Here is a 23,279-nt window from a genome sequence, read left to right as displayed (position 1 = left end):
CGGTATGCACATACCTCCACGCGTCCTGACCGTCGCCGGGTCCGACTCCGGCGGCGGCGCGGGCATCCAGGCCGACCTGAAGACGATGCTGGCGCTCGGCACCCACGGCATGAGCGTGCTGACCGCCGTCACCGCCCAGAACTCCCTGGGCGTGCAGGGCGCGTGGGAGCTGCCCACCGAGGCCGTACGGGCCCAGTTCCGCAGCGTCGTCGACGACATCGGCGCGCAGGCGGTGAAGACCGGGATGCTCTCCTCGGCCGAACTCGTCGAAACCGTCGCGGAACTGCTCGCCGGACTGCGGGTCCCGGTCGTCGTCGACCCCGTAGGGGTCTCCAAGCACGGCGACGCACTGCTCGCCGCCACCGCCCTGGACGCGGTCCGCACCGCGCTGCTGCCGACCGCCACCGTCGCCACCCCCAACCTGGACGAGGTCGCCCAGCTGACCGGCGTACGGGTCGAGGAGGAGGCCGACATGCGGCGCGCTGCCGAGGCGATCCTCGACTTCGGGCCGCGCTGGGCGCTCATCAAGGGCGGCCATCTGACGGCCGGCCGCGGGTCCGGCGACAGCGCCGTCGATCTGCTCACCGACGGCACCGAGGAGCACTGGCTGCGCGCGCCCCGCCACGACAACCGGCACACCCACGGCACCGGCTGCACCCTCGCCAGCGCACTGGCCGCGCAGCTCGCCAAGGGGGACACCGTCCCGCAGGCCGCCGCGGCGGCGAAGGCCTATGTCACCGGCGCCCTCGCGGCCGGCTTCCGGCTGGGCGCGGGGATCGGCCCCGTGGATCACGGCTGGCACTGGCGTGACGCGCACTGACGGCGCTCACGCGGCGCCACGGCCGGGCGCCGCCGGGCCCGCGCCCGGCTCCGGGAACGGCAGAAGCCGGCCCACCGAGGTGGACCGGCTTCACAAGCAACCGGCTGGGCTGCGCTACGGCTAAGACGTCAGCGCGAGACCTTGCCGGCCTTGATGCACGAGGTGCAGGCGTTCAGCCGCTTCGGCGTGCGCCCGATCACTGCACGCACCGTCTGGATGTTGGGGTTCCAACGACGGTTGGTACGGCGATGCGAGTGCGAGACACTCTTGCCGAAGCCCGGCCCCTTGCCGCAGACGTCGCAGTTGGCAGCCACGGGTCACTCCAAAGACTTCAGATGCACTTACGGTGAAATCCCAACGAGCCGAGTGCATTGCCCTACCGGCACCGTCAGGAGAGGAATGGCCCGATTCTCATCGGGCAACCGGAGCAGCATACAACGACCGCTCCCGTAGAACGAAACTACCACGCACCCCCGGGCCCCCGCCCCGGCCGCCCTGCCGGAGCGCGGCTACTGTGCGGTGCATCCCGCGACCCAGGAGGACGACGTGCCGTACCCGCTCGACGCCGCCGCGGTCCGCTCCTGGTGCGGGCTGGCTCTGGAGGCGCTCGGCCGGGAACGCGAGCGGATCGACGCGATCAACGTCTACCCGGTGGCCGACGGTGACACCGGCACCAACCTCTATCTGACGCTCGAATCGGCCGCCCGCGCGGTCGAGGCCGCCTTCGACGGGCACACCTCGGCCGGCACCGCCCCCTGCCTCGCCGACGCGATCGGTGCCATGGCCCACGGCGCGCTCATCGGGGCGCGCGGCAACTCCGGCACGATCGTGGCGCAGCTGCTGCGCGGGATGACGGAGGTGCTCGCGGCCACCGACGGTTCGGCCGACGCGCTGCGGCAGGCGCTGCGCCGGGCCGCCGCATCGACGTACGAGGCCGTCGCCCACCCCGTGGAGGGCACCGTCCTGACGGTCGCGACCGCCGCCGCCGACGCCGCGGAGCGGGCCGCCGCCGGGGCCGCCGGTGCCGCCGAGGTCGCCCGCGCCGCCCACGAGGGCGCCCGCACCGCGCTGCAGGCGACCCCCGGCCAGCTCGCCGTCCTCGGCCGGGCCGGTGTGGTGGACGCCGGTGGCTGTGGACTGGTCGCCCTGCTGGGGGCGCTCGCCGACGCGCTGTCCGGGGAGGTCTCGGCGACACCGGTCGCCGTACGGGCCGACGCCCCGCTCCCCGAGGCCGCCGGCTGCGAGGTCGCGGACGGGGCGGCGGCGGACGGCTGCGGAGACCCGGAGGGGCCCGCCTTCGAGGTGATCTATCTGCTGGAGGCCGGGGACGCGGCGGTGGCGCGGCTGCGGACCCGGCTCGACGGGCTCGGCGACTCCCTGGTCGTGGTCGGCGGCGACGGTCTGTGGAACGTCCATGTCCATGTCGACGATGCGGGCGCCGCGGTGGAGGCCGGCATCGAGGCGGGCCGCCCCTACCGGGTCCGCATCACGCACTTCGGCGGCGCCTCCCGCACCAAGGAGCCGGCCATGACGGCGCGGGCCGTGGTCGCGGTGGTGCCGGGCGCCGGGCTCGCCGGACTGTGTGCGGAGGCCGGTGCGATGCCGGTCGCCGTACGCCCCGGGGAGCCGCCCGCCAGCGGCGAACTCGTGCAGGCGATCCGGCAGGCGCACGCCCGTGAGGTGATGCTGCTGCCGAACGACCCCGAGCTGCGGCACACCGCGGCGGCCGCCGCCGAACAGGCCCGCACCGAAGGCGTCCGGGTCGCCCTCATCCCCACCCGCTCCGCGGTCCAGGGCATCGCGGCGCTGGCCGTGCACGAACCGGGCCGCAGCTTCGACGAGGACGTGGTCGCGATGACCGCGGCGGCGGGCGCCACCCGCTACGCCGAGCTGGCGGTCGCCGAACGGCAGTCGTGGACGATGGCCGGGGTCTGCCAGGCCGGGGACGTCCTCGGCCTGATCGACGGCGATGTCGTGGTGATCGGCTCCGACCTCACCCGCACCGCGATGACCGTGCTCGACCGGATGCTGTCCGCGGGCGGGGAGATGGTCACCCTGGTCCTCGGCGCGGACGCGCCCGGCGCACTCGCCGAGCGGCTGGAGCGCCATGTCCGCGAGCGCCATCTCGCCGTGGACACGGTCGTCTACGAGGGCGGACAGCACGCGGCGCCGCTGCTCATCGGCGTGGAGTGAGCGCACCGGACCGGTGGGTGAGCCGCGATTGTCACAGGTGTGGTGTGCAATGGATGCGTGGCAGCGCTCGACGAACCCCTGAAGAAAATCCTCGGTGGCACCACCGCGAAGGTGCTGGCCGAGCATCTCGACCTGCATACGGTCGGCGACCTGTTGCACCACTATCCGCGCCGCTATGCCGAGCGCGGTGAACTGACCCGTCTCGCGGACCTCCCGCTGGACGAACATGTCACGGTCGTCGCGCAGGTCGCGGACGCCCGGGTGCTGAAGTTCAACGGCGGCCGCGGACAGCGCCTGGAGGTGACGCTCACCGACGGCAGCGGCCGGCTCCGGCTGGTCTTCTTCGGCAAGGGCATCCACAAGCCCCACAAGGACCTGCTCCCGGGGCGCCGCGCGATGTTCGCCGGCAAGGTCTCGGTCTTCAACCGCAAACTGCAGCTCGCCCACCCCGAATACGAGCTCCTCGACCGCGCTGCCGACGACGGGGATGACGCCGTCAGCGCCTTCGCCAACCAGCTCATGCCGATCTACCCGGCCTGCCAGCAGATGGCGTCCTGGAAGATCGCCAAGGCGGTCGACGCGGTGCTGCCCAGCGCGCAGGACGCCGTCGACCCGCTGCCGGAATCGCTGCGCGAGGGCCGGGCGCTGGTCCCGCTCACCGAGGCGCTGCTGAAGATCCACCGTCCGGCCACCAAGGCCGATATCGCCGATGCGCGGGCCCGCCTGAAGTGGGACGAGGCCTTCGTCCTCCAGGTCGCGCTCGCCCGGCGCCGGCGCGCCGAGACCCAACTCCCCGCCGTGGCACGGACCCTGGCCAAGGGCGGCATCCTCGACGCCTTCGACGCCAAGCTGCCCTTCACCCTCACCGAAGGCCAGCAGAAGGTCAGCCAGGAGATCTTCGACGACCTGGCGACCGAGCACCCCATGCACCGCCTCCTCCAGGGCGAGGTGGGCTCCGGCAAGGCGCAGCCGCTGGACGCACTGGTGCTCACGCCGCGCGGTTTCCGTCCCATGGGGGAGATGACCGTCGGCACCGAAGTGGTGGTGCCGAACGGGGAGCTCGCCGTGGTGGACGGCGTCTTCCCGCAGGGGGAGCGGGAGGTGTGGCGTCTCGTGCTGTCCGACGGGAGCACCGTCGAGTGCGATGACGAGCATCTGTGGATCGTCGGGACCCGCGGTACGGGGGAGCAGGTGCTGACGACGCGTGAACTGCGGGGTGACCTGCTACGGGCCGACGGCCGGCCCAAGTGGTCCATCGCCCCGGCCACACCGGTGGATCTGGAGGGCGGCGAGGCACGGCCGCTCGACCCTTACGAGGTGGGGCGGGCGCTGGGGGACGCCGGCGGCGACCGTCCGGCGGACCGGGTGCCGCCCGCGTACCGCAACGCCCCGCTCAAGGACCGGCTGGCCGTGGTGCAGGGCCTGATGGACGCCGGTGGCATGGCCGCGGGGGGCGCCGCGGTGTACCGCGCGGCGGCCGCTCCGCTGGCCCGTGATCTGGCCTGGCTGGTGCGTTCCCTGGGCGGCTGTGCCCAGCTCCGTCCCGTGCGGGAGGGCGCGTACGACGTCTACGTGGCGTTGCCGGAGGTGTCTCCGCCCTTCCGGGCCGGGGCCCCCGAGCGTGCGGTGCCCGGCGGATCCGCAGGCCGCCCGGAGGACGGCGCCGGCTTCCGGCGCGCCATCCACGCCATCGAGTACGTCGGCCGCAAACCCGTCCAGTGCATCAGCGTCGGGCACCCCTCCCACGCCTATGTGACCGACCACTTCACCGTCACCCACAACACCATGGTCGCGCTGCGCGCCATGCTCGGCGTGGTCGACAGCGGCGGCCAGGCCGCGATGCTGGCGCCGACCGAGGTCCTGGCCCAGCAGCACCACCGCTCGATCACCGAGATGATGGGGGAGCTGGCCGAGGGCGGGATGCTCGGCGGCGCGGAGCGGGGCACCAAGGTGGTGCTGCTGACCGGCTCCATGGGAGCCGCCGCCCGCCGCCAGGCGCTGCTCGACCTGGTCACCGGCGAGGCCGGGATCGTCGTCGGCACCCATGCCCTGATCGAGGACAAGGTGCAGTTCCACGACCTGGGGCTGGTCGTGGTCGACGAACAGCACCGGTTCGGTGTCGAGCAGCGGGACGCGCTGCGCGGCAAGGGCAAACAGCCGCCCCATCTGCTGGTGATGACGGCGACGCCCATCCCGCGCACGGTCGCCATGACCGTCTTCGGCGATCTGGAGACCTCCGTCCTGGACCAGCTCCCCGCCGGACGCTCACCGATCGCCAGCCATGTGGTGCCCGCCAAGGACAAGCCGCACTTCCTGGCGCGCGCCTGGGAGCGGGTCCGCGAAGAGGTCGCGGCCGGCCACCAGGGCTATGTGGTGTGCCCGCGGATCGGCGACGAGGAGGACGCGCCCAAGGGGGCGAAGAAGGGCGCGGCAGGCTCCAAGGGCGCGGCGGCCAAGGCGAGTTCACCGGAGGACGCGGAGGAGAAGCGGCCGCCGCTCGCGGTGCTCGACATCGCCGGGCAGCTCACCACCGGCCCGCTCGACGGCCTGCGGGTGGCGGTGCTGCACGGCCGGATGGCGCCGGACGACAAGGACGACGTGATGCGCCGGTTCGCCGCCGGCGAGCTGGATGTGCTGGTCGCGACAACCGTCATCGAGGTCGGGGTGAACGTCCCGAACGCCACCGCCATGGTGATCATGGACGCGGACCGCTTCGGCGTCTCCCAGCTGCACCAGCTGCGCGGCCGGGTCGGCCGTGGCGCGGCGCCCGGTCTGTGCCTGCTGGTCAGCGAGATGCCCGAGGCCAGTCCGGCCCGCGCCCGGCTCGCCGCCGTGGCCGGCACCCTCGACGGCTTCGAACTCTCCCGTATCGACCTGGAACAGCGGCGCGAGGGCGATGTCCTCGGCCAGGCGCAGTCCGGCGTCCGCTCCTCGCTGCGGATGCTCGCGGTCATCGACGACGAGGAGGTGATCGCGGCCGCCCGCGACGAGGCCACCGAACTCGTCACCGCCGACCCCGAGCTGTCCGGATATCCGGAGCTGCGGATCGCCCTGTCCGCCCTGCTGGACGACGAACGGGAGCAGTATCTGGACAAGGGGTGAGAGACCCCCGTGGCGAGGCCGGGCGCGGCGGGCAGGGACCGGCGGCCCGCCGCCACGTGAGATCGATCACCGCGCACCGCGCTCCCGGAAGCTCCGGCCGGACGTCGGCCGTCGGCTGACGGAATATCGTGGAGGTGCGGAGCCTGCCCGGCTCCCCCTCAGTACACCGACCACGCGCAACGTAAGGACGGGCCCATGACCCGCGTGATCGCCGGTACGGCCGGCGGCCGCCGCCTGGCCGTACCACCGGGAAACGGCACCCGCCCCACCTCCGACCGGGCGCGCGAGGGCATGTTCTCCACCTGGGAGTCGCTCGACGGACCGCTGGCCGGTGCCCGGGTCCTCGATCTGTACGGCGGTTCCGGTGCGGTCGGCCTGGAGGCGCTCTCCCGCGGCGCCGCGCAAGTCCTGCTGGTCGAGGCCGATGCCCGCGCGGTGCGCACCATCCGGGACAACGTCCGTACGGTCGGCCTCCCCGGCGTCGAGGTCCGGGCCGGCAAGGCCGAGCAGACCGCCGCCGCACCCGCCCCGGGCGAGCCGTACGACATCGTCTTTCTGGACCCGCCCTACGTGGTCTCCGACGCGGAACTCTGCGAGATCCTGCTCACACTCCGTGGTCAGGGGTGGCTTGCGGAGCAGGCACTCGTCACCGTGGAGCGGAGCACCAGAGGCGGCACGTTCCCATGGCCGGACGGATTTGAAGCGATCAAGGCCCGTCGCTACGGCGAGGGGACGCTTTGGTACGGTCGCGCCGCTTCGGCGTCCGCCGTATCGACGTCAGCAAGCGTGTCATGACCGGATCGGAGAGCGAGGAAACCGAGTTGCGCCGCGCCGTCTGTCCGGGGTCATTCGACCCCATCACCAACGGGCATCTGGACATCATCGCCCGTGCCTCCAAGCTGTACGACGTCGTCCACGTCGCCGTGATGATCAACCAGTCCAAGCAGGGGCTGTTCACGGTCGACGAGCGGATCGACCTGATCCGCCGGGCCACCGCCGAGTACGGCAACGTGGAGGTCGAGGCCTTCCACGGCCTGCTCGTCGACTTCTGCAAGCAGCGCGACATCCCCGCGATCGTCAAGGGGCTGCGGGCCGTCAGCGACTTCGACTACGAGCTGCAGATGGCCCAGATGAACAACGGCCTGTCCGGGGTGGAGACGCTCTTCGTCCCCACCAATCCGACCTACAGCTTCCTCTCCTCCAGCCTCGTGAAGGAGGTCGCCGCCTGGGGCGGCGATGTCTCCCACCTGGTCCCGCCGTTCGTCCTCGAAGCCCTCACCGAGCGCCTGCGGAAGAAGGACTGATCACCGCACTCGGCGCACCCCGCGCGATGCCGGACTGATGGGGCGTCAGGTGGTGTCGGGCGGAGGGCCGGTGGACGTACAGTCGTCCCGTTCCGTCGTTCAAAACCCTTCAGAGAGTGGCGAGTCCAAGGTGGACGTGCAGAAGAAGCTCGACGACATCGTCGCGACCGTCGGCGGTGCCCGGTCCATGCCCATGTCGGCCTCGTGCGTGGTCAACCGCGCCGAGCTGCTCGCCATGCTGGAGGAGGTGCGCGCGGCGCTGCCGGGCTCCCTCGCACAGGCGCAGGAGCTGCTCGGCGGGCGGGAGCAGATGGTCGAGGAGGCGCGGGCGGAAGCGGAGCGGATCATCGAGACCGCGCACGCCCAGCGCGGATCGCTGATCTCCGACACCGAGGTCGCCCGGCAGTCCCAGGAGGAGGCGGACCGGATCCTGGCGGAGGCCCGCCGGGAGGCGGAGGAGATCCGCGCCGAGGCCGACGACTACGTGGACAGCAAGCTCGCCAACTTCGAGGTCGTGCTCACCAAGACCATCGGGTCCGTCGACCGCGGCCGCGAGAAGCTGCTCGGCCGCGGCCCGGGGCTCGACGAGCAGGGCTACGAGGACACCGAGGCCCCGGAGCGCAGCGGCGACCCGGAGACCCTCAGGCAGCGCGCCGATGCCTATGTGGACGCCAAGTTCGGGGCGTTCCAGGCCGTGCTGACCAAGACGCTGGAGGCGGTCGGCCGGGGCCGCGACAAGCTCCAGGGCGCTCAGGCGATCGATGAGCTGGCCGTCCATCTGGCGGCGCAGGGCGATCCGCGGTCCGGGCATCCGCAGGCCGACGCCGACTACCTCGCCGGCCTGGCGGACATCGGCGCCGACCAGGCACCACAGCAGCACCAGGCACCACAGCATCCCCAGGCACCGCAGCCGCCCCAGGTGCCCCCGATGCCCCAGGCGCAGCCCCAGCAGCCTCAGGAGCACCAGCAGCCCCTCCAGCCCCAGCTTCAGCAGCAGGGCTACTACGACCCCGCGGCCTACCCCCAGCAGCAGGACGTCTACGGCTACCAGCAGCAGCCGCAGGAGGCGGCGTACGTCCAGGACGCCCAGCACCAGAATCCGTACGGCTACGACTGGCAGCAGCAGGCCCAGCAGGCCCAGCAGGCCCAGCAGCAGGGCTACGACCCGCACGCGTATCTCCAGCAGCAGGTGCCCCAGCAGCCCCAGCACGCCCCGCACAACCCCGCCGCCCAGCCCGGTGCGCTGGACGAGACCAGCCTCTTCGACACCAGCATGATCGACCTGGACCAGCTCCGGCAGTACGAGGAGAGGCGCCAGTAGGCGGTCCCGCCCGCGGGGCCGGGGCGGCGGCCGGTAGCGGATTGGGCCTATCGGGGCCCGTCCAGTATCCTGGCTCTTCGGTCGCGCGTATTTCCGCGATCTCTGCTGCCCTAATCCAGCACCTCTGGCATACGGCGGCACGCAATCCCCGTAGAAAGCAGGAAGCCATCAACGCCCGCCTCGACCACCGTTCCCCTCTCGTGTTCGACACGCGCGAGCTGGGCCGGCGTCCCGGTGCGCTCAAGAGGGTCTCCCGCTCCGTCGAGGCCCCCCGGGACCTCGGCAATGAGGTCATCGGCGTGCCCGAGGGCGCATCGATCGAGCTCGACCTCCGCCTGGAATCGGTCATGGACGGGGTGCTTGTCACAGGCACCGGCCGTGCAACCGTCAAGGGGGAGTGCGTAAGGTGTCTGGAGCCGCTGGAGCGAGAGCTCGACGCGGACTTCCAGGAGATGTTCACCTACCCCGACGCCGATGCCCGGGTCCGCGAGGCGGACGCCGGCGACGACGCCGAGGATGAGGAGGACACCCTCTTCCTCGAGGACGACCTGTTCGACCTCGAACCCGTGCTGCGTGACGCGGTGGTGCTTGCACTGCCGATGCAGCCGGTGTGCCAGGACGACTGCCCCGGTCTGTGCTCCGATTGCGGAGTGCGGCTGGCGGACGACCCGGACCACCACCACGACGCCGTCGACATCCGTTGGGCGGCACTGCAGGGACTCGCCGGGACCGTCAAGGACGGCGAGAAGGACAACATGGGCGGCGCCGAAGCGGGCGTCGACGAGAAGCAGGAGAAGTAGCCGTGGCTGTTCCGAAGCGGAAGATGTCGCGCAGCAACACGCGCCACCGCCGGTCGCAGTGGAAGGCTGCGGTCCCCACCCTGGTGGCGTGCGAGCGCTGCCACGAGCCGAAGCAGCAGCACATCGCGTGCCCGAGCTGCGGCACCTACAACAAGCGCCAGGTCCTCGAGGTCTGAGCGGCTGGTGACAGGCTCCATGTCAGACGCCAACTCGACTTCCCGCAAACGCGGGGATGAACCGACTCCGGCGGACACAGCCTCGTCCCACACGCTTCTGGAAGGGCGGCTCGGGTACCAGCTCGAGTCCGCCCTTCTGGTGCGTGCGCTGACGCACCGCTCGTACGCATACGAGAACGGCGGTCTGCCCACCAACGAGCGGCTCGAATTCCTCGGGGATTCGGTGCTCGGCCTGGTGGTCACGGACACGCTGTACCGCATCCACCCCGATCTCCCGGAAGGCCAGCTGGCCAAGCTCCGGGCCGCGGTGGTCAACTCGCGTGCGCTTGCCGAGGTGGGCCGCGGCCTCGACCTCGGCGCCTTCATCCGCCTCGGACGGGGCGAAGAGGGCACGGGCGGCCGGGACAAGGCCTCCATCCTCGCCGACACCCTTGAAGCGGTGATCGGCGCGGTCTATCTCGACCAGGGTCTCGACGCGGCCGGCGAGCTGGTGCACCGGCTCTTCGACCCGCTGATCGAGAAGTCCTCCAGCCTGGGCGCGGGCCTGGACTGGAAGACCAGCCTCCAGGAACTCACCGCGACCGAAGGCCTCGGCGTTCCGGAGTACCTGGTCACCGAGACCGGCCCCGACCACGAGAAGACCTTTACTGCTGCCGCCCGCGTCGGTGGTGTCTCGTACGGCACCGGCACCGGCCGCAGCAAGAAGGAAGCCGAGCAGCAGGCGGCCGAGTCCGCGTGGCGTGCGATTCGCGCCGCGGCGGACGAGGCGGCCAAGGCGGCAGCTTCCGGCGACGAGGTGTCGCCGGCAGCGGAGAACTCGGCTCCGGCCGCCGGCGACGGTTCGTCGTCGGCACACTGAAGCACCGATTCTGACTCCGTCCGGGGCGGCCGCGCGTCGCCCCGGACGGGGTCAGAAGTCTTTCGCCCCACCGTCGTTCCCAAGGAGCCCTCCGTGCCCGAGCTGCCCGAGGTCGAGGTCGTACGCCGCGGACTGGAGCGCTGGGTCAGCGGCCGCACGATCGACGCCGTCGAGGTGCGGCATCCGAGGGCGATCCGCCGGCACACGGCCGGGGCGGCCGATTTCGCGGCCCGGCTCAAGGGGCTGCGCCTCGGTACGGCGCGCCGGCGCGGCAAGTACCTCTGGCTCCCGGTGACCGGTGGCGGGCCGTCCGCCCAGACCGCGGCGGAGGGCATCACCCCGATGGTCACGCCGTCCGTCACCCACGGGCTGGCCATCCTCGCCCACCTCGGCATGAGCGGCCAGCTGCTGGTCCAGCCGCAGGACGCCCCCGAGGAGAAGCACCTGCGGATCCGGATCGGCTTCGCCGACGATCTGGCCACCGAACTCCGCTTCGTCGACCAGCGCACCTTCGGCGGCCTGTCGCTGCACGACACCGTCCCCGGCGACGCCGACCACCTGCCCGACGTCATCGCGCACATCGCCCGGGACCCGCTCGATCCCGCCTTCGACGACGCCGCGTTCCACGACGCGCTGCGCCGCCGCCGGACCACCGTCAAGCGTGCGCTGCTCGACCAGACGCTGATCAGCGGCGTCGGCAACATCTACGCGGACGAGGCGCTGTGGCGCAGCAAGCTCCACTACGAGCGGCCGACCGCCACCTTCACCCGCCCGCGCACCGCCGAGCTGCTCGGCCACGTACGGGACGTGATGAATGCCGCGCTCGCCGTCGGCGGCACCAGCTTCGACAGCCTCTATGTCAACGTCAACGGTGAGTCCGGCTACTTCGAGCGCTCCCTGGACGCCTACGGCCGCGAGGACGAGCCCTGCCGCCGCTGCGGCACCCCGATCCGCCGCCGTCCCTGGATGAACCGCTCCAGCTACTTCTGCCCCCGCTGCCAGCGGCCGCCGCGCGCCTGAGCGCGGGCCCGTGGCTCACTCCGCGGTGCGCCGGGCGTCGTAGTGCTCGCGGGCCCGGAGGACCTGCGGCATCCGGTCCTCCACCAGGTCGATCAGCATCCGTAGTTGACGGGCGACCTGGTCGCCCAGCGGCGTCAGCGCGTAATCCACCCGGGGCGGGTTGGTCTGCTGTGCCTCGCGGTGTACGAGTCCGTCCCGCTCCAGTGCGTGCAGGGTCTGGGCCAGCATCTTCTCGCTCACCCCGGCCACCCGGCGCCGCAGTTCGTTGAAGCGGAAGGTCCCGTCGAGCAGGGCGCCGAGCGTCAGGCTGCCCCATCGGTCGGTGATGTGGCGGAGCGTGTCGCGGGACGGGCAGTCGCGCGCGAAGACGTCGTAGGCCAAATCGTCCGTACAGCCGGGAGTGGGCTCCCCGGCCGTCTCGCCGGTGGGTTCGGTCGCCATGGGTACACCATACCCTCGCGCAGCGCTAACTAATGGGTTGCGCTTTCTAAAAGTTAGTTCTCTTCGCGAGATCACCGAAGCCCAGTGGGCGCAGCTCGACGCCTCCGACGCGATCGTCTTCGGCTCGCCGACCTATATGGGGACGGCCTCCGGCGCCTTCCACACCTTCGCCGAGGCGAGCGCCAAGCGCTGGGCGACCCGCGCCTGGCAGGACAAGCTCGCCGCCGGCTTCACCAACTCCGCCTCCACGAGCGGGGACAAGCTGCACACCCTGCAGTTCTTCACGGTGCTCGCCGCCCAGCACGGCATGAGCCGGGTCAGCCTCAACCTGCTCCCCGGCTGGAACTCCTCCACCGCCGAGCACCTCGGACGCCGTATCGCCGAGCAGGCCCGCATCGTCGTCGCGGGCCGCGCCGCCCTCGCCGCCTGGCCGGCGCACCACGGACCACAGGCCTCCGGTCCCGGTACGCAGAACGCCCGCGCCGCCCCGTGATCCGTCACGGGGCGGCGCGGGCGTGTCCGGGCGCGGCGGTGTCACCGCCGGACGGGCTGCCTCAGAAGCCGAAGTCCTGCGTCCACCACGGGCCGCCCGACCCGAAGTGGGCGCCGACGCCGAGGGTCTTGTACTCGCAGTTGAGGATGTTGGCGCGATGGCCGGGGCTGTCCATCCAGGAGTCCATGACGGACTGGGCGTTGGCCTGGCCGCGGGCTATGTTCTCGCCGCCGAGGTCGTCGATGCCCGCGGCACGGGCGCGGTCCCAGGGCGTGTCGCCGTCCGGGTCGGTGTGGTCGAAGAAGCCGCGCCGGGCCATGTCGTCACTGAAATCCTGTGCGAGACCGGCCAATTCCCTGTCCGCCGTCACGGGGGAGCAGCCGGCCTGGGCGCGCTCCTGATTGACCAGGGACAGGACCTGGGCTTCCGCGGACGACTGGGCGTCAGGGGTCTTCGACGCTGCTGCCGTGCGCTCGGGCGAGGCCGAGGACGGCCGTTCGGCGGGCTGGGCGGACCGGTGCGAATCGGTCTTCCCGGTGGGGGATTTGGACGGCCGGTGCGGCGAGGGGGACGCCGAAGGGGTGGTGACGGCGGAGGCATGGCCGGTGCCGGGGGCCTTGGGGCGGGCACTGCCGCGGCTCACCTCGTCCGTGCCGCGGTCGGTCGGGGACGCGGAGATGCCGCCCAGCGGCCGGGTGGCCTCCGGCAGTGCACCGGCCCGGACGCGGTCGCCCTGGTCGCCCGGGCCCCCGTCGAACTGGCCGTTGCCGGGGATCAGTCCGGAGGCGACCGCCACGGCTCCCATCGCCACCGCCGCCGAGGCGCCGAGCAGTCCGGTGCGGACGGGGGTCATACCGCGGCCGCGCGCCGCGCGGTGCCCGCGGTGCCGCGTCGTGTCCGGCGCACCGTGCCGGGCAGCCGTCGGTGCGTCAACAGGCCCCGCACCGGGGGCCTCGGGAGCATGGGGAGCAGAGCGTCGATGGCGGCCCATCCGCTGTCTTCCTTCCGTCCTCAGCGTCAACATGGCTCACCCATAAGAGTGAGCCTCGCTGTCGGGGGACTGTACGCCATGGCGCAAGGGGCAGAAGTGACCACTGAGCAATTGGCCGGTTAGCGTGCACACATGAATGAAGCTGTCCGAGTGACCGCGTGGGTACGTGGTCAGGTCCAGGGTGTCGGGTTCCGCTGGTTCACCCGGGCCAACGCTCTTCGCATCGGCGAACTCGCCGGATTTGCCGTCAATCTCGGTGACGGCCGCGTCCAGGTGGTCGCCGAGGGCCCGAAGGATCACTGCGACCTGTTGCTCGACTGGCTCCGCACCGGAGACACGCCCGGGCGGGTCGACGGAGTCACTGAGATCTGGGACACGCCCCGCGGGGGTTATGACGGCTTCGAGATCCGCTGATCCGGCCCGCCGGAACGGTCCGTACGGCCGTCAAAGGCGCTCTTGCGGATGCGTCTTTGTCAGCTGCTTACGGGAGATAAGGCCTGGTGGTTGCCAACTCGGCCGACCCGTGCAAGGCTGCCGCTGTACGGATGATCTCTACGCCCCCGCGGGACCTTTCTGGGGAGTCGGCGCAGCGCCCTCGCGGCCGCGCACTCTCAGGTGCCCGAGGATACGGGGTGTGATCGTGTTGACCGTCAAACCGTTTGGTGAGACTCTGGAATCCCCGCGCACCTTAGCTGTTTGGCATTGAGTACACCAGAGAATGACAAGCACCGCGGGTGCGAATCCCTCACGACCCACACCGCTTCGGTCGGTCACTCATTGTGGAGGACCATCCATCATGGCAAAGGCGCTTCTCGGTTACGTCGGCGGCTCCGACCCCCGAGTCCTCTCCGAGATGCGACGGCTTCAGCAGCGCGTCCAAGACCTTGAATCCGAGCTTATTCGGATGCAGGCCGAAAACGACATGCTGTCCGCTGCCGCACGTCGCGACGACTCGATGCTCGACATCGACGTACCCCAGGCGGAGCCCGCGCTCACCTGACCCCAACCTCAGGGCCGGTAGGGCTGCTCGCCAGCCGCTTGAGGCACCGCTCTCTTCAAGATCTGCAAGGGACGCTTCGGCGTCCCTTCGTCGTTTCCCGGCTCTTCGTCCTGCGGCTTTCCTGCGAACCACGTGGTCACTTCAGCCGTACCGGCCCTCCCTTACCGCATGATGTGCCCTGCACTTTCGGCAATGAAACCGAAAATGAACGGCGCGGTATACCCGGGGGCCGTACGGGGCCGGGGCGGCCCGGAATGTTGGGGTCACCCGCCGAGGAGCGGCCGGTAGAGTCCAAAGGCGTGCATCTCAAGAGTCTGACCCTGCGAGGTTTCAAGTCCTTCGCCTCCGCCACGACGCTGCGCTTCGAGCCGGGCATCACCTGCGTCGTGGGTCCCAACGGCTCCGGCAAGTCCAATGTCGTGGACGCGCTGTCCTGGGTCATGGGCGAGCAGGGCGCCAAGTCGCTGCGCGGCGGGAAGATGGAGGACGTCATCTTCGCCGGGACGACCGGGCGGCTGCCGCTCGGCCGCGCCGAGGTCTCCCTCACCATCGACAACTCCGACGGTGCACTGCCGATCGAGTACGCCGAAGTCACCCTCACCCGGATCATGTTCCGCAATGGCGGCAGCGAGTACCAGATCAACGGTGACACCTGCCGGCTGCTGGACATCCAGGAACTGCTCTCCGACTCCGGTATCGGCCGGGAGATGCATGTCATCGTCGGGCAGGGCCAGCTCGACTCCGTGCTGCATGCCGACCCGATGGGGCGCCGGGCCTTCATCGAGGAGGCGGCCGGCGTCCTCAAGCACCGCAAGCGCAAGGAGAAGGCGCTGCGGAAGCTGGAGGCGATGAAGGCCAATCTCGCCCGGGTCCAGGATCTGACCGATGAGCTGCGGCGCCAGCTCAAGCCGCTGGGGCGGCAGGCCGCGGTCGCCCGGCGCGCCGCCGTCATCCAGGCGGACCTGCGCGACGCCCGGCTGCGGCTGCTCGCCGACGATCTCGTCACCCTGCGCCGGGCGCTGCGGGCCGAGATCGCGGACGAGGCGGCGCTCAAGGAACGCAAGCAGGCCGCCGAGGACCGGCTGCGCACCGCCCAGCAGCGCGAGGCGGCGCTGGAGGAGGAGGTCCGTACGCTGACGCCGCGGGTGCAGCGCGCGCAGCAGACCTGGTACGAGCTGTCGCAGCTCGCGGAGCGGGTGCGCGGCACGATCTCGCTGGCCGAGGCGCGGGTCAAGAGCGCCACGGCGGCCCCGCCGGAGGAGCGCCACGGGCGCGACCCCGAGGACATGGAGCGGGAAGCGGCCCGGATCCGCGAGCAGGAGGCGGAGTTGACGGCCGCGCTGGAGGCGGCGAGCCGGGCGCTGGAGGACACCGTCGAACACCGTGCCGGGCTGGAGCGGCAGTTGGCGGACGAGGAGCGGCGGCTGCGGGACGTCGCCCGCGCCATCGCCGACCGCCGCGAGGGCCTGGCCCGGCTGAGCGGCCAGGTCACCGCCGCCCGTGGCCGGGCCGCCTCGGCACAGGCGGAGATCGGCCGGCTCGCCGAGGCCAGGGACGCCGCCCGGCGCCGGGCGGACACCGCCCAGGAGGAGTACGAGCAGCTCAAGGCCGAGGTCGACGGGCTGGACGCGGACGACGAGGAGATCGCGGAGCGGCACGAGGCGGCCCGCCGGGAGCTGGCGGAGACGGAGACCGCGCTGACCGCCGCCCGCGAGGCGCTGACCGCGGCCGAGCGCAAGCGGGCCGCGACCGCCGCACGGCATGACGCGCTGGCGCTCGGGCTGCGCCGCAAGGACGGTACCGGTGCGCTGCTGGCCGCCGCGGACCGCCTGACCGGACTGCTCGGGCCGGCGGCGGAACTGCTGACCGTCACCCCCGGCTTCGAGATCCCGGTGGCGGCGGCGCTCGGCGCGGCCGCGGACGCCGTCGCCGTCACCGACCCGGCCACCGCCGCCGAGGCCATCCGGCTGCTGCGCAAGGAGGACGCGGGGCGGGCGGCGATGGTGGTGGGGGGAAGCGGGGGCCGGAGCGGGACGGGAAGGGTGCCTGCGCCCGCACGGGCCGTGGAGGCCACGGAGGGCGGGGGAGCTGCGGAAGCCGTTGGGGCTGTTGAGGCTGCTGGGGTGTCGGCGGGGAGTGAGGTTGCCGGGGCTGTTGGGGCTGCTGGGGTGTCGGCGGGGAGTCAGGCTGCTGGGACTGCCGGGGCTGTTGGAGCCGCCAGATCTCAGGGGGCTGATGAGGTTTGTGGGACCGGTGGGAGCGAAGGGTTGGCTGGGGCGGCCGAGGGGGCCGTGGTGGGCGTCTGTGCGGGGGCGGCCGGGGCGCCGGGGGTGTCCGGGCCGGCCGGGCACCGTGTTCCCGGGCCGCGTGTCGAGCCCGTACCGGCGGCGGAACTGGTCCGGGGCCCGGGGGATTTGACGGCCGCCGTGGCCCGGTTGCTGCGGGATGTCGTGGTGGTCGGGACGCTGGAGGACGCCGAGGACCTGGTGGCCGCGCGGCCGGAGCTGATGGCCGTGACCGGTGCGGGCGATCTGCTCGGGGCGCATTTCGCGCAGGGTGGTTCCGCCGGTGCGCCGAGCCTGCTGGAGGTGCAGGCGTCCGTCGACGAGGCCGCGGCCGAGCTGGAGGAACTGGCGGCGCGCTGCGAGGAGCTGGCGGAGGCGCAGCAGGCCGCGGCGGAACGCCGTACGGCGGGTGCCGCGCTGGTCGAGGAGCTGGCCGAGCGGCGGCGGGCGGCGGACCGGGAGAAGTCGAAGGTCGCCGGGGACCTGGGCCGGCTCGGCGGACAGGCGCGGGCGGCCGCGGGCGAGGCCGAGCGCTGCGACGCGGCGGCGGCCAAGGCCGAGGAGGCGCTGCTGCGGGCCACCGAGGAGGCCGAGGAGCTGGCCGAGCGCCTCGCGGTGGCACAGGAGGAGCCGGGCGTGGGAGACGAGGAGCCGGATACCTCCGTACGGGACCGGCTGGCGGCCGACGGTGCCAATGCGCGGCAGACCGAGATGGAGGCCCGGCTCCAGGCGCGTACGCACGAGGAGCGGGTGAAGGCGCTCGCCGGGCGGGCGGACTCACTGGACCGGGGAGCGCGGGCGGAGCGCGAGGCGCGGGCGCGGGCCGAGCGGCGGCGCGCCCGGCTGCGGCACGAGGCGGCGGTGGCCGGGGCGGTCGCCGCCGGTGCCCGGCAGCTGCTGGCCCATGTCGAGGTGTCGGCCGTACGGGCCGAGGAGGAGCGGGGCGCCGCGGAGCGGGCCAAGGCGGAACGGGAACAGGCACTGGTGGCCGAGCGCAACCAGGGCCGGGAGCTGAAGTCCGAGCTGGACAAGCTGACGGACTCGATGCACCGCGGTGAGGTGCTGGGCGCGGAGAAGCGGCTGCGGATCGAGCAGCTGGAGACCAAGGCGCTGGAGGAGCTGGGGGTGGAGCCGGCCGGGCTGATGGCCGAGTACGGCCCCGACCAGCTGGTACCGCCGTCGCCGCCCGCCGAGGGCGAGGTGCTGCCGGACGATCCGGAGCATCCGCGCAACCAGCCGGTGCCCTACGTACGGGCCGAGCAGGAGAAGCGGCTCAAGGCAGCCGAGCGGGCGTATCAGCAGCTCGGGAAGGTGAACCCGCTGGCGCTGGAGGAGTTCGCGGCGCTGGAGGAGCGGCACCAGTTCCTGAGCGAACAACTTGAAGACTTGAAGAAGACCCGCGCCGACCTGATGCAGGTGGTCAAGGAGGTCGACGAGCGGGTCGAGCAGGTCTTCACCGAGGCGTACCACGACACCGCGCGGGAGTTCGAGGGCGTCTTCGCGCGGCTCTTCCCGGGCGGTGAGGGGCGGCTGGTGCTCACCGATCCCGACGACATGCTGTCGACGGGGGTGGATGTGGAGGCGCGTCCGCCGGGGAAGAAGGTCAAGCGGCTGTCGCTGCTGTCGGGCGGTGAGCGGTCGCTGACCGCGGTGGCGCTGCTGGTGTCGATCTTCAAGGCGCGGCCCAGCCCGTTCTATGTGATGGACGAGGTGGAGGCCGCGCTGGACGACACCAATCTCCAGCGGCTGATCCGGATCATGGAGGAACTCCAGGAGAGTTCCCAGCTGATTGTGATCACGCATCAGAAGCGGACGATGGAGGTCGCGGACGCGCTCTACGGGGTATCGATGCAAGGTGACGGCGTCTCGAAGGTCATCAGCCAGCGCCTGCACTGACCGCGGCCGCGGGCCGGTGCCGGCGGGCGGGGCGTCCGCACGCGGCCCCGCTGTTGATCGCCCGGAGTGTCCGATACCCCATCAGTTCACAACTTGAACGAACGGTCCCCAAGGCGTCCGAGAAACAAATTCATTACGCCCTATTGACTTCGAAACTTGAAGGCATAGTCTCTGCAACGTTGCTTTTACCTTCAAGTGGTGGGTACCCCCAACCTATGCACCACTAGAAGGGCCAGCCCCCTACGCCCGGCAGCGCAGCCGGGCCACTGGAGTTCACGTTGACCAGCACCGCGCAGCCGACGGTTCCGGAAGGCCGTAAGGCCCATCCCGACCATCTCGGCCATGTCATCTTCATCACCGCGGCTGCCGCGATGGGCGGCTTTCTCTTCGGCTACGACAGTTCCGTCATCAACGGTGCCGTCGAGGCGATCCGCAGCCGCTACGACGTCGGGTCCGCCGTCCTCGCCCAGGTGATCGCCGTCGCGCTGATCGGCTGTGCCGTCGGCGCCGCCACCGCGGGCCGGATCGCGGACCGCATCGGCCGCATCCGCGTGATGCAGATCGCCTCGGTGCTGTTCACCATCAGCGCCGTCGGCTCCGCTCTGCCGTTCTCCCTCTGGGACCTCGCCTTCTGGCGGATCGTCGGCGGCTTCGCCATCGGTATGGCCTCGGTCATCGGCCCGGCCTACATCGCCGAGGTCTCGCCGTCCGCCTACCGCGGTCGCCTCGGCTCGTTCCAGCAGGCCGCGATCGTCGTCGGTATCGCCGTCTCCCAGCTCGTCAACTGGGGCATCCTCAACCTCGCCGACGGAAACCAGCGGGGCACCCTCGCCGGCCTGGAGGCCTGGCAGTGGATGCTCGGCGTGATGGTCGTCCCGGCCGTCCTCTACGGTCTGCTCTCCTTCGCGATCCCCGAGTCGCCGCGCTACCTGATCTCCGTCGGCAAGGTCTCCCGCGCCAAGGAGGTGCTCGCCGAGGTCGAGGGCCACACCGTGAACCTCGACACCCGGGTCGCCGAGATCCAGGACGCGATGCACCGCGAGCACAAGTCGTCGTTCAAGGACCTGCTCGGCAGCAAGATGGGCTTCCTGCCGATCGTCTGGGTCGGTATCGGCCTGTCGGTCTTCCAGCAGCTGGTCGGCATCAACGTCGCGTTCTACTACTCCTCGGCGCTGTGGCAGTCCGTCGGCATCGACCCGAGCGCCTCGTTCTTCTACAGCTTCACGACGTCGATCATCAACATCATCGGCACCGTGATCGCGATGGTCTTCGTCGACAAGATCGGCCGCCGTCCGCTGGCGCTGATCGGCTCGGCCGGTATGGCCGTCTCGCTCGCCCTGGAGGCGTGGGCCTTCTCCGCCAAGACCGCGGCCGGCACCCTGCCGCCCACCGAAGGCACCGTGGCGCTGATCGCCGCCCACGTCTTCGTGCTCTTCTTCGCCCTCTCCTGGGGCGTCGTGGTCTGGGTCTTCCTCGGCGAGATGTTCCCGAACAAGATCCGCGCCGCCGCGCTGGGCGTCGCCGCCTCTGCGCAGTGGATCGCCAACTGGGCCATCACGGCCAGCTTCCCGAGCCTGTCTGACTGGAACCTCTCGGGCACGTACGTCATCTACGCAGTCTTCGCCCTGCTCTCGATCCCCTTCGTGCTCAAGTTCGTGAAGGAGACGAAGGGCAAGGCGTTGGAGGAGATGGGCTAACCCCCCGCCAGTCCTTCTCCTCAGCACTGGGTACTGCCCCGGGTCATCAGGGACCCCGGGCAGTACCCCTTTTTGTGCCCGATTTCTGTGGCTCCGGTGTCTTCAACGACGGCGGCCGCGACCACCCGGCCGGGACCTTCCTCCATGCCCCGGCCGGTTCCTGGCACGTCCCGCAGTCGGCGACGGGCTGCCGGCTCTTCGTCTTCTACCCGGAAGGCTGAGGCCCGTCAGCCCGTCAGCCCGTCAGTCCTTGCTGCCCGTCAGCCTTGAGGCGGGGCAGCACCCGCTCGGCGAACAGATGGAGCGAGCGCCAGCCCTCGTCGACGGGCATTCCGCCGCACAGCGGATGGAGGATCAACGCGCCCCCGTCGCCCGTCCGCCGGGCGAGCCGGAGGCAGTCGTCGGGGGTGACGATGCGGTAGACGCCCTCCTCGCGCAGCGCCCCGGCGTCCTGCGCGGATGAGCGCACCGCGGAGCGGATACCGGCGGACTGCCAGGAGGCGTACATCCGAGCCTCGTGCAGCAGATGGCCGCCGTACTCGGCCCAGGCGCGGTCCGGGTCCTCGGAGAGGTGGAGGAGCGCGGTCCGCTCGGGCGGCTGCATCACCCACCCGTCGGTGCCGAAGGCGGCGCGCTGCTCGTGGTAGTAGGCCTCCAGTTCGGGGAGGTGGGCACTGGGGAAGAAGGGGAGCCCCAGGCGGGCCGCGCGCCGGGCCGCGGCCCGTGAGCTGCCGCCGATCAGCAGCAGCGGATGCGGCTGGGTGTACGGCCGCGGGGTGACCTGGACCGTACGCCCCTGGTACGTGAACGGTTCGCCGGTCCAGGCGGACAGCAGGGTCTCCAGCACCTCGTCCTGGAGCGGGCCCCGGCCCGGCCAGTCCTTGCCGTGCGCCGCGTACTCCTCGGGCCGGTAGCCGAGGCCGGCGACGGTGACCAGCCGGCCGCCGCCGAGCAGATCGAGCGAGGCGAGGTCCTCGGCCAGCCGCAGCGGATCGTGCAGCGGGGTGATCAGCGCGGAGACGGTGACACCGATCCGGCGGGTGGCGCCGAAGACGGCTCCCGCGAAGGTGAGCGGGGAGGGCATCCAGCCGTTGGTGGTGGCGTGGTGTTCCTCGGTCTGGACCATGGTGAAGCCGCGGTCGTCGGCGAACGCCGCCATCTCGACGGCGGCACGGTAGCGCGCGGACAGCGTGGCGGGTGTGGGTGCGGGGTCGACGAGGTTGATCCGCAGAACCGACATCATCGCAAACGTCCCCTTCGCCAAGGCGGTTGGCGAAGGGGACGTTAGCTGACGTTGCGTCAGATCACTAGAGCGGGGATCCGGTCGCCGGGGCGCCGGGTCAGCCCACCTCGACCGGCTGCCGGGCCTCGGCCGCCTCGTCCGTTCCGGCCGCCGGGGTGGTCTCCTTCGGCGACGGCAGTACGGCGAAGACCAGCGCGGCGATCGCGATCGTGGCCGCCCAGCCCAGGCCGTTCTCGCCGATCCAGGTGGTGGCCAACGGGCCGGTGAACCACTGGACCTTGGTGAAGCACAGGCCCGCCACGAGCGCCACGCCCCAGGCGGTCATGGCCTGCCAGCAGAAGCCGCCGACGTACCAGTAGCGGCTGGTGCGGTCGGTGTTCATCAGGCTGTCGGCGTCATAGCGCACCGCCATCTTGCGCCGCCGGGCCATGTCGATGCCGTAGACGCCGATCCAGGCGGAGAAGGAGACCGCGAGCAGCGTCAGGAAGGCGATGAACTGGCCGATGAAGTCCTTGGCCACCAGCATCATGAACAGGCCGCCGACCAGGCTGATGACGGCGTTGATGCTGACCGCGAGGGCGCGCGGCAGCTTGACGCCCATGGTCTGGGCGGTGAAGCCCGCGGAGTACATCGACAGGCTGTTGATCAGCACCATGCCGACCAGCGCGGTGATCAGGTACGGCACCGCGAGCCAGGGCGGCAGGATGCTGCCGAGGAACGACATCGGGTCGGTGTTCTGGCCGGCGAGCTTCGGGCTGGAAACGGCCATCACGCCGCCCATCAGCACCATCGGCAGCAGTACCAGGGCCGCGCCGGAGACCGTGGCGCCGACGATCTTCTTGCCGGACGCGGAGTGCGGGAGGTACCGCGCGAAGTCGGGGCCGGTGGGCACCCAGCTGATACCGCCGGCCGCGATGGTGCCGATGCCCGCGATCACCATGGCGGTGGTGCCGGCCTTCTTGGCGAAGACGGCGTCCCAGTCCATCGTGGCGATCAGGTAGACCAGCACCATGATGCTGAACAGGCCGAACAGATACGTCGAGTACTTGTTGCAGACGTTCAGCGCCTTACGGCCCAGACCGCTCACCAGGAACGTGACGGCCACGAAGGCGAGCAGGGTGACGACGACGAGGACGTTGTTGCTCTCGACGCCCAACAGCAGATGCAGCACGGTCAGCACCGCGTAGGCGCCGGTGACCGCATTGATCGTTTCCCAGCCGAAGCGGGCGACCCACAGGATGGCGCCGGGGAAGTAGTTGCCGCGGACACCGAAGGCGGCCCGGGAGAGCATCGCGCCGGGCGCGCCGCCCCACTTGCCCGAGACCGACAGCACGCCCACCATGCCGAAGGCGACGGCCGCGGCGATCGCGGCCACCAGCAGGACCTGCCAGAAGTTCAGCCCGTTGTTGACCACGAGCGAGGCGCCCATGGTGAGCAACAACACGCTGATGTTGGCGGCGACCCAGGTCGGGAAGAGCTCACGGACGCGACCCTGGCGTTCGTTGTCGGGGACGGGCTCGATGCCGCGGGTCTCGACGGCGCCCTCGGGTGCGGGAGCGGAAGTGGAGGACGTGGTGCCCATTGGTGCAGGTATCTCCGTGCGGGGATCTGGACGCACCCCCACGGGGGAGGGGGTGC

At 71.4% G+C, this 23,279-nt stretch carries 20 protein-coding genes and 1 pseudogene; 16 read left to right on the top strand and 5 right to left on the bottom strand.

Annotated features, from left to right (window positions below; all coding sequences use genetic code 11):
- Positions 1-4: 4 nt before the first annotated feature.
- On the top strand, positions 5-820 hold the full coding sequence (gene thiD, locus SLV14N_RS11275; RefSeq protein WP_263269221.1) for a bifunctional hydroxymethylpyrimidine kinase/phosphomethylpyrimidine kinase: 816 nt from the start codon (positions 5-7) through the stop codon (positions 818-820).
- A 128-nt stretch (positions 821-948) separates the two neighbouring features.
- On the opposite strand, the gene rpmB is transcribed toward thiD, so the two are convergent.
- Positions 949-1,134, bottom strand: a complete 186-nt coding sequence (rpmB, locus tag SLV14N_RS11270; protein WP_018087178.1) for a 50S ribosomal protein L28 — start codon at positions 1,132-1,134, stop codon at positions 949-951.
- Positions 1,135-1,366: 232 nt separating this feature from the next.
- On the opposite strand from rpmB, the gene SLV14N_RS11265 reads away from it, so the two are divergent.
- The 9 genes from SLV14N_RS11265 to mutM all read left to right on the top strand — a co-directional run bounded on the left by SLV14N_RS11265 (position 1,367) and on the right by mutM (position 11,595).
- Entirely contained in the window at positions 1,367-3,013 is a 1,647-nt protein-coding gene (locus SLV14N_RS11265; protein WP_263269220.1) for a DAK2 domain-containing protein, read from the top strand.
- 57 nt (positions 3,014-3,070) lie between these two features.
- Positions 3,071-6,115, top strand: coding sequence for a helicase-related protein (locus SLV14N_RS11260; protein WP_263269219.1), 3,045 nt, complete (start codon positions 3,071-3,073; stop codon positions 6,113-6,115).
- 195 nt (positions 6,116-6,310) lie between these two features.
- Positions 6,311-6,910 carry a 16S rRNA (guanine(966)-N(2))-methyltransferase RsmD gene (rsmD, locus tag SLV14N_RS11255; RefSeq protein ID WP_208680810.1) on the top strand — a complete coding sequence of 200 codons (600 nt, stop codon included), beginning with the start codon at positions 6,311-6,313 and terminating at the stop codon, positions 6,908-6,910.
- On the top strand, positions 6,907-7,419 hold the full coding sequence (coaD, locus tag SLV14N_RS11250; protein WP_026169199.1) for a pantetheine-phosphate adenylyltransferase: 513 nt from the start codon (positions 6,907-6,909) through the stop codon (positions 7,417-7,419). Before rsmD ends, coaD begins: the two co-directional genes overlap by 4 nt.
- Before the next feature lie 130 nt (positions 7,420-7,549).
- Positions 7,550-8,740: an ATP synthase F0 subunit B gene (locus SLV14N_RS11245; protein ID WP_263269218.1), complete on the top strand. Its 1,191-nt coding sequence runs from the start codon at positions 7,550-7,552 to the stop codon at positions 8,738-8,740.
- Positions 8,741-8,907: 167 nt separating this feature from the next.
- Positions 8,908-9,540, top strand: coding sequence for a DUF177 domain-containing protein (locus tag SLV14N_RS11240; protein ID WP_208687820.1), 633 nt, complete (start codon positions 8,908-8,910; stop codon positions 9,538-9,540).
- 2 nt (positions 9,541-9,542) lie between these two features.
- Positions 9,543-9,716: a 50S ribosomal protein L32 gene (rpmF, locus tag SLV14N_RS11235; RefSeq protein ID WP_003951102.1), complete on the top strand. Its 174-nt coding sequence runs from the start codon at positions 9,543-9,545 to the stop codon at positions 9,714-9,716.
- Positions 9,717-9,735: 19 nt separating this feature from the next.
- Positions 9,736-10,575 (top strand): ribonuclease III, encoded by an 840-nt coding sequence (gene rnc, locus SLV14N_RS11230; protein ID WP_127153206.1) that lies wholly within the window; start codon positions 9,736-9,738, stop codon positions 10,573-10,575.
- 93 nt (positions 10,576-10,668) lie between these two features.
- Positions 10,669-11,595 carry a bifunctional DNA-formamidopyrimidine glycosylase/DNA-(apurinic or apyrimidinic site) lyase gene (gene mutM, locus SLV14N_RS11225; RefSeq protein WP_263269217.1) on the top strand — a complete coding sequence of 309 codons (927 nt, stop codon included), beginning with the start codon at positions 10,669-10,671 and terminating at the stop codon, positions 11,593-11,595.
- A gap of 15 nt (positions 11,596-11,610) precedes the next feature.
- On the opposite strand, the gene SLV14N_RS11220 is transcribed toward mutM, so the two are convergent.
- Positions 11,611-12,036 carry a helix-turn-helix domain-containing protein gene (locus SLV14N_RS11220; protein WP_263269214.1) on the bottom strand — a complete coding sequence of 142 codons (426 nt, stop codon included), beginning with the start codon at positions 12,034-12,036 and terminating at the stop codon, positions 11,611-11,613.
- 37 nt (positions 12,037-12,073) lie between these two features.
- On the opposite strand from SLV14N_RS11220, the gene SLV14N_RS11215 reads away from it, so the two are divergent.
- Positions 12,074-12,529 (top strand): flavodoxin family protein, encoded by a 456-nt coding sequence (locus SLV14N_RS11215; RefSeq protein WP_263269212.1) that lies wholly within the window; start codon positions 12,074-12,076, stop codon positions 12,527-12,529.
- 61 nt (positions 12,530-12,590) lie between these two features.
- Here the strand turns inward: SLV14N_RS11215 and SLV14N_RS11210 are convergent, their stop codons facing one another.
- Positions 12,591-13,382, bottom strand: a complete 792-nt coding sequence (locus SLV14N_RS11210; RefSeq protein ID WP_263269211.1) for a CAP domain-containing protein — start codon at positions 13,380-13,382, stop codon at positions 12,591-12,593.
- Between the two features lie 270 nt (positions 13,383-13,652).
- On the opposite strand from SLV14N_RS11210, the gene SLV14N_RS11205 reads away from it, so the two are divergent.
- From SLV14N_RS11205 to SLV14N_RS11185, 5 genes and pseudogenes are all read left to right on the top strand, one after another.
- Positions 13,653-13,934 carry an acylphosphatase gene (locus SLV14N_RS11205; RefSeq protein WP_263269209.1) on the top strand — a complete coding sequence of 94 codons (282 nt, stop codon included), beginning with the start codon at positions 13,653-13,655 and terminating at the stop codon, positions 13,932-13,934.
- 382 nt (positions 13,935-14,316) lie between these two features.
- Positions 14,317-14,520 carry a hypothetical protein gene (locus tag SLV14N_RS11200; protein WP_006602857.1) on the top strand — a complete coding sequence of 68 codons (204 nt, stop codon included), beginning with the start codon at positions 14,317-14,319 and terminating at the stop codon, positions 14,518-14,520.
- A 299-nt stretch (positions 14,521-14,819) separates the two neighbouring features.
- Positions 14,820-18,701 carry an AAA family ATPase gene (locus SLV14N_RS11195; protein WP_263269207.1) on the top strand — a complete coding sequence of 1,294 codons (3,882 nt, stop codon included), beginning with the start codon at positions 14,820-14,822 and terminating at the stop codon, positions 18,699-18,701.
- 278 nt (positions 18,702-18,979) lie between these two features.
- Entirely contained in the window at positions 18,980-20,398 is a 1,419-nt protein-coding gene (locus SLV14N_RS11190) for a sugar porter family MFS transporter (protein WP_208680804.1), read from the top strand.
- Positions 20,399-20,490: 92 nt separating this feature from the next.
- A pseudogene (locus SLV14N_RS11185) lies at positions 20,491-20,619 on the top strand (cupin domain-containing protein); the annotation flags it as partial.
- A gap of 14 nt (positions 20,620-20,633) precedes the next feature.
- Here SLV14N_RS11185 and SLV14N_RS11180 read toward each other — a convergent pair.
- Positions 20,634-21,641 carry an LLM class flavin-dependent oxidoreductase gene (locus tag SLV14N_RS11180; RefSeq protein ID WP_263269206.1) on the bottom strand — a complete coding sequence of 336 codons (1,008 nt, stop codon included), beginning with the start codon at positions 21,639-21,641 and terminating at the stop codon, positions 20,634-20,636.
- 97 nt (positions 21,642-21,738) lie between these two features.
- A complete protein-coding gene (locus SLV14N_RS11175; protein ID WP_208680802.1) occupies positions 21,739-23,223 on the bottom strand; it encodes a cytosine permease in 1,485 nt (494 codons plus the stop codon).
- Positions 23,224-23,279 lie beyond the last annotated feature (56 nt).

It is taken from the genome of Streptomyces sp. Je 1-4 4N24, assembly GCF_026239515.1.
In the GTDB taxonomy this organism is placed as follows: domain Bacteria; phylum Actinomycetota; class Actinomycetes; order Streptomycetales; family Streptomycetaceae; genus Streptomyces; species Streptomyces nigrescens.
Note: the sequence above shows the minus strand (reverse complement) of the source record. Positions and strands in the feature narration are given on the sequence as shown.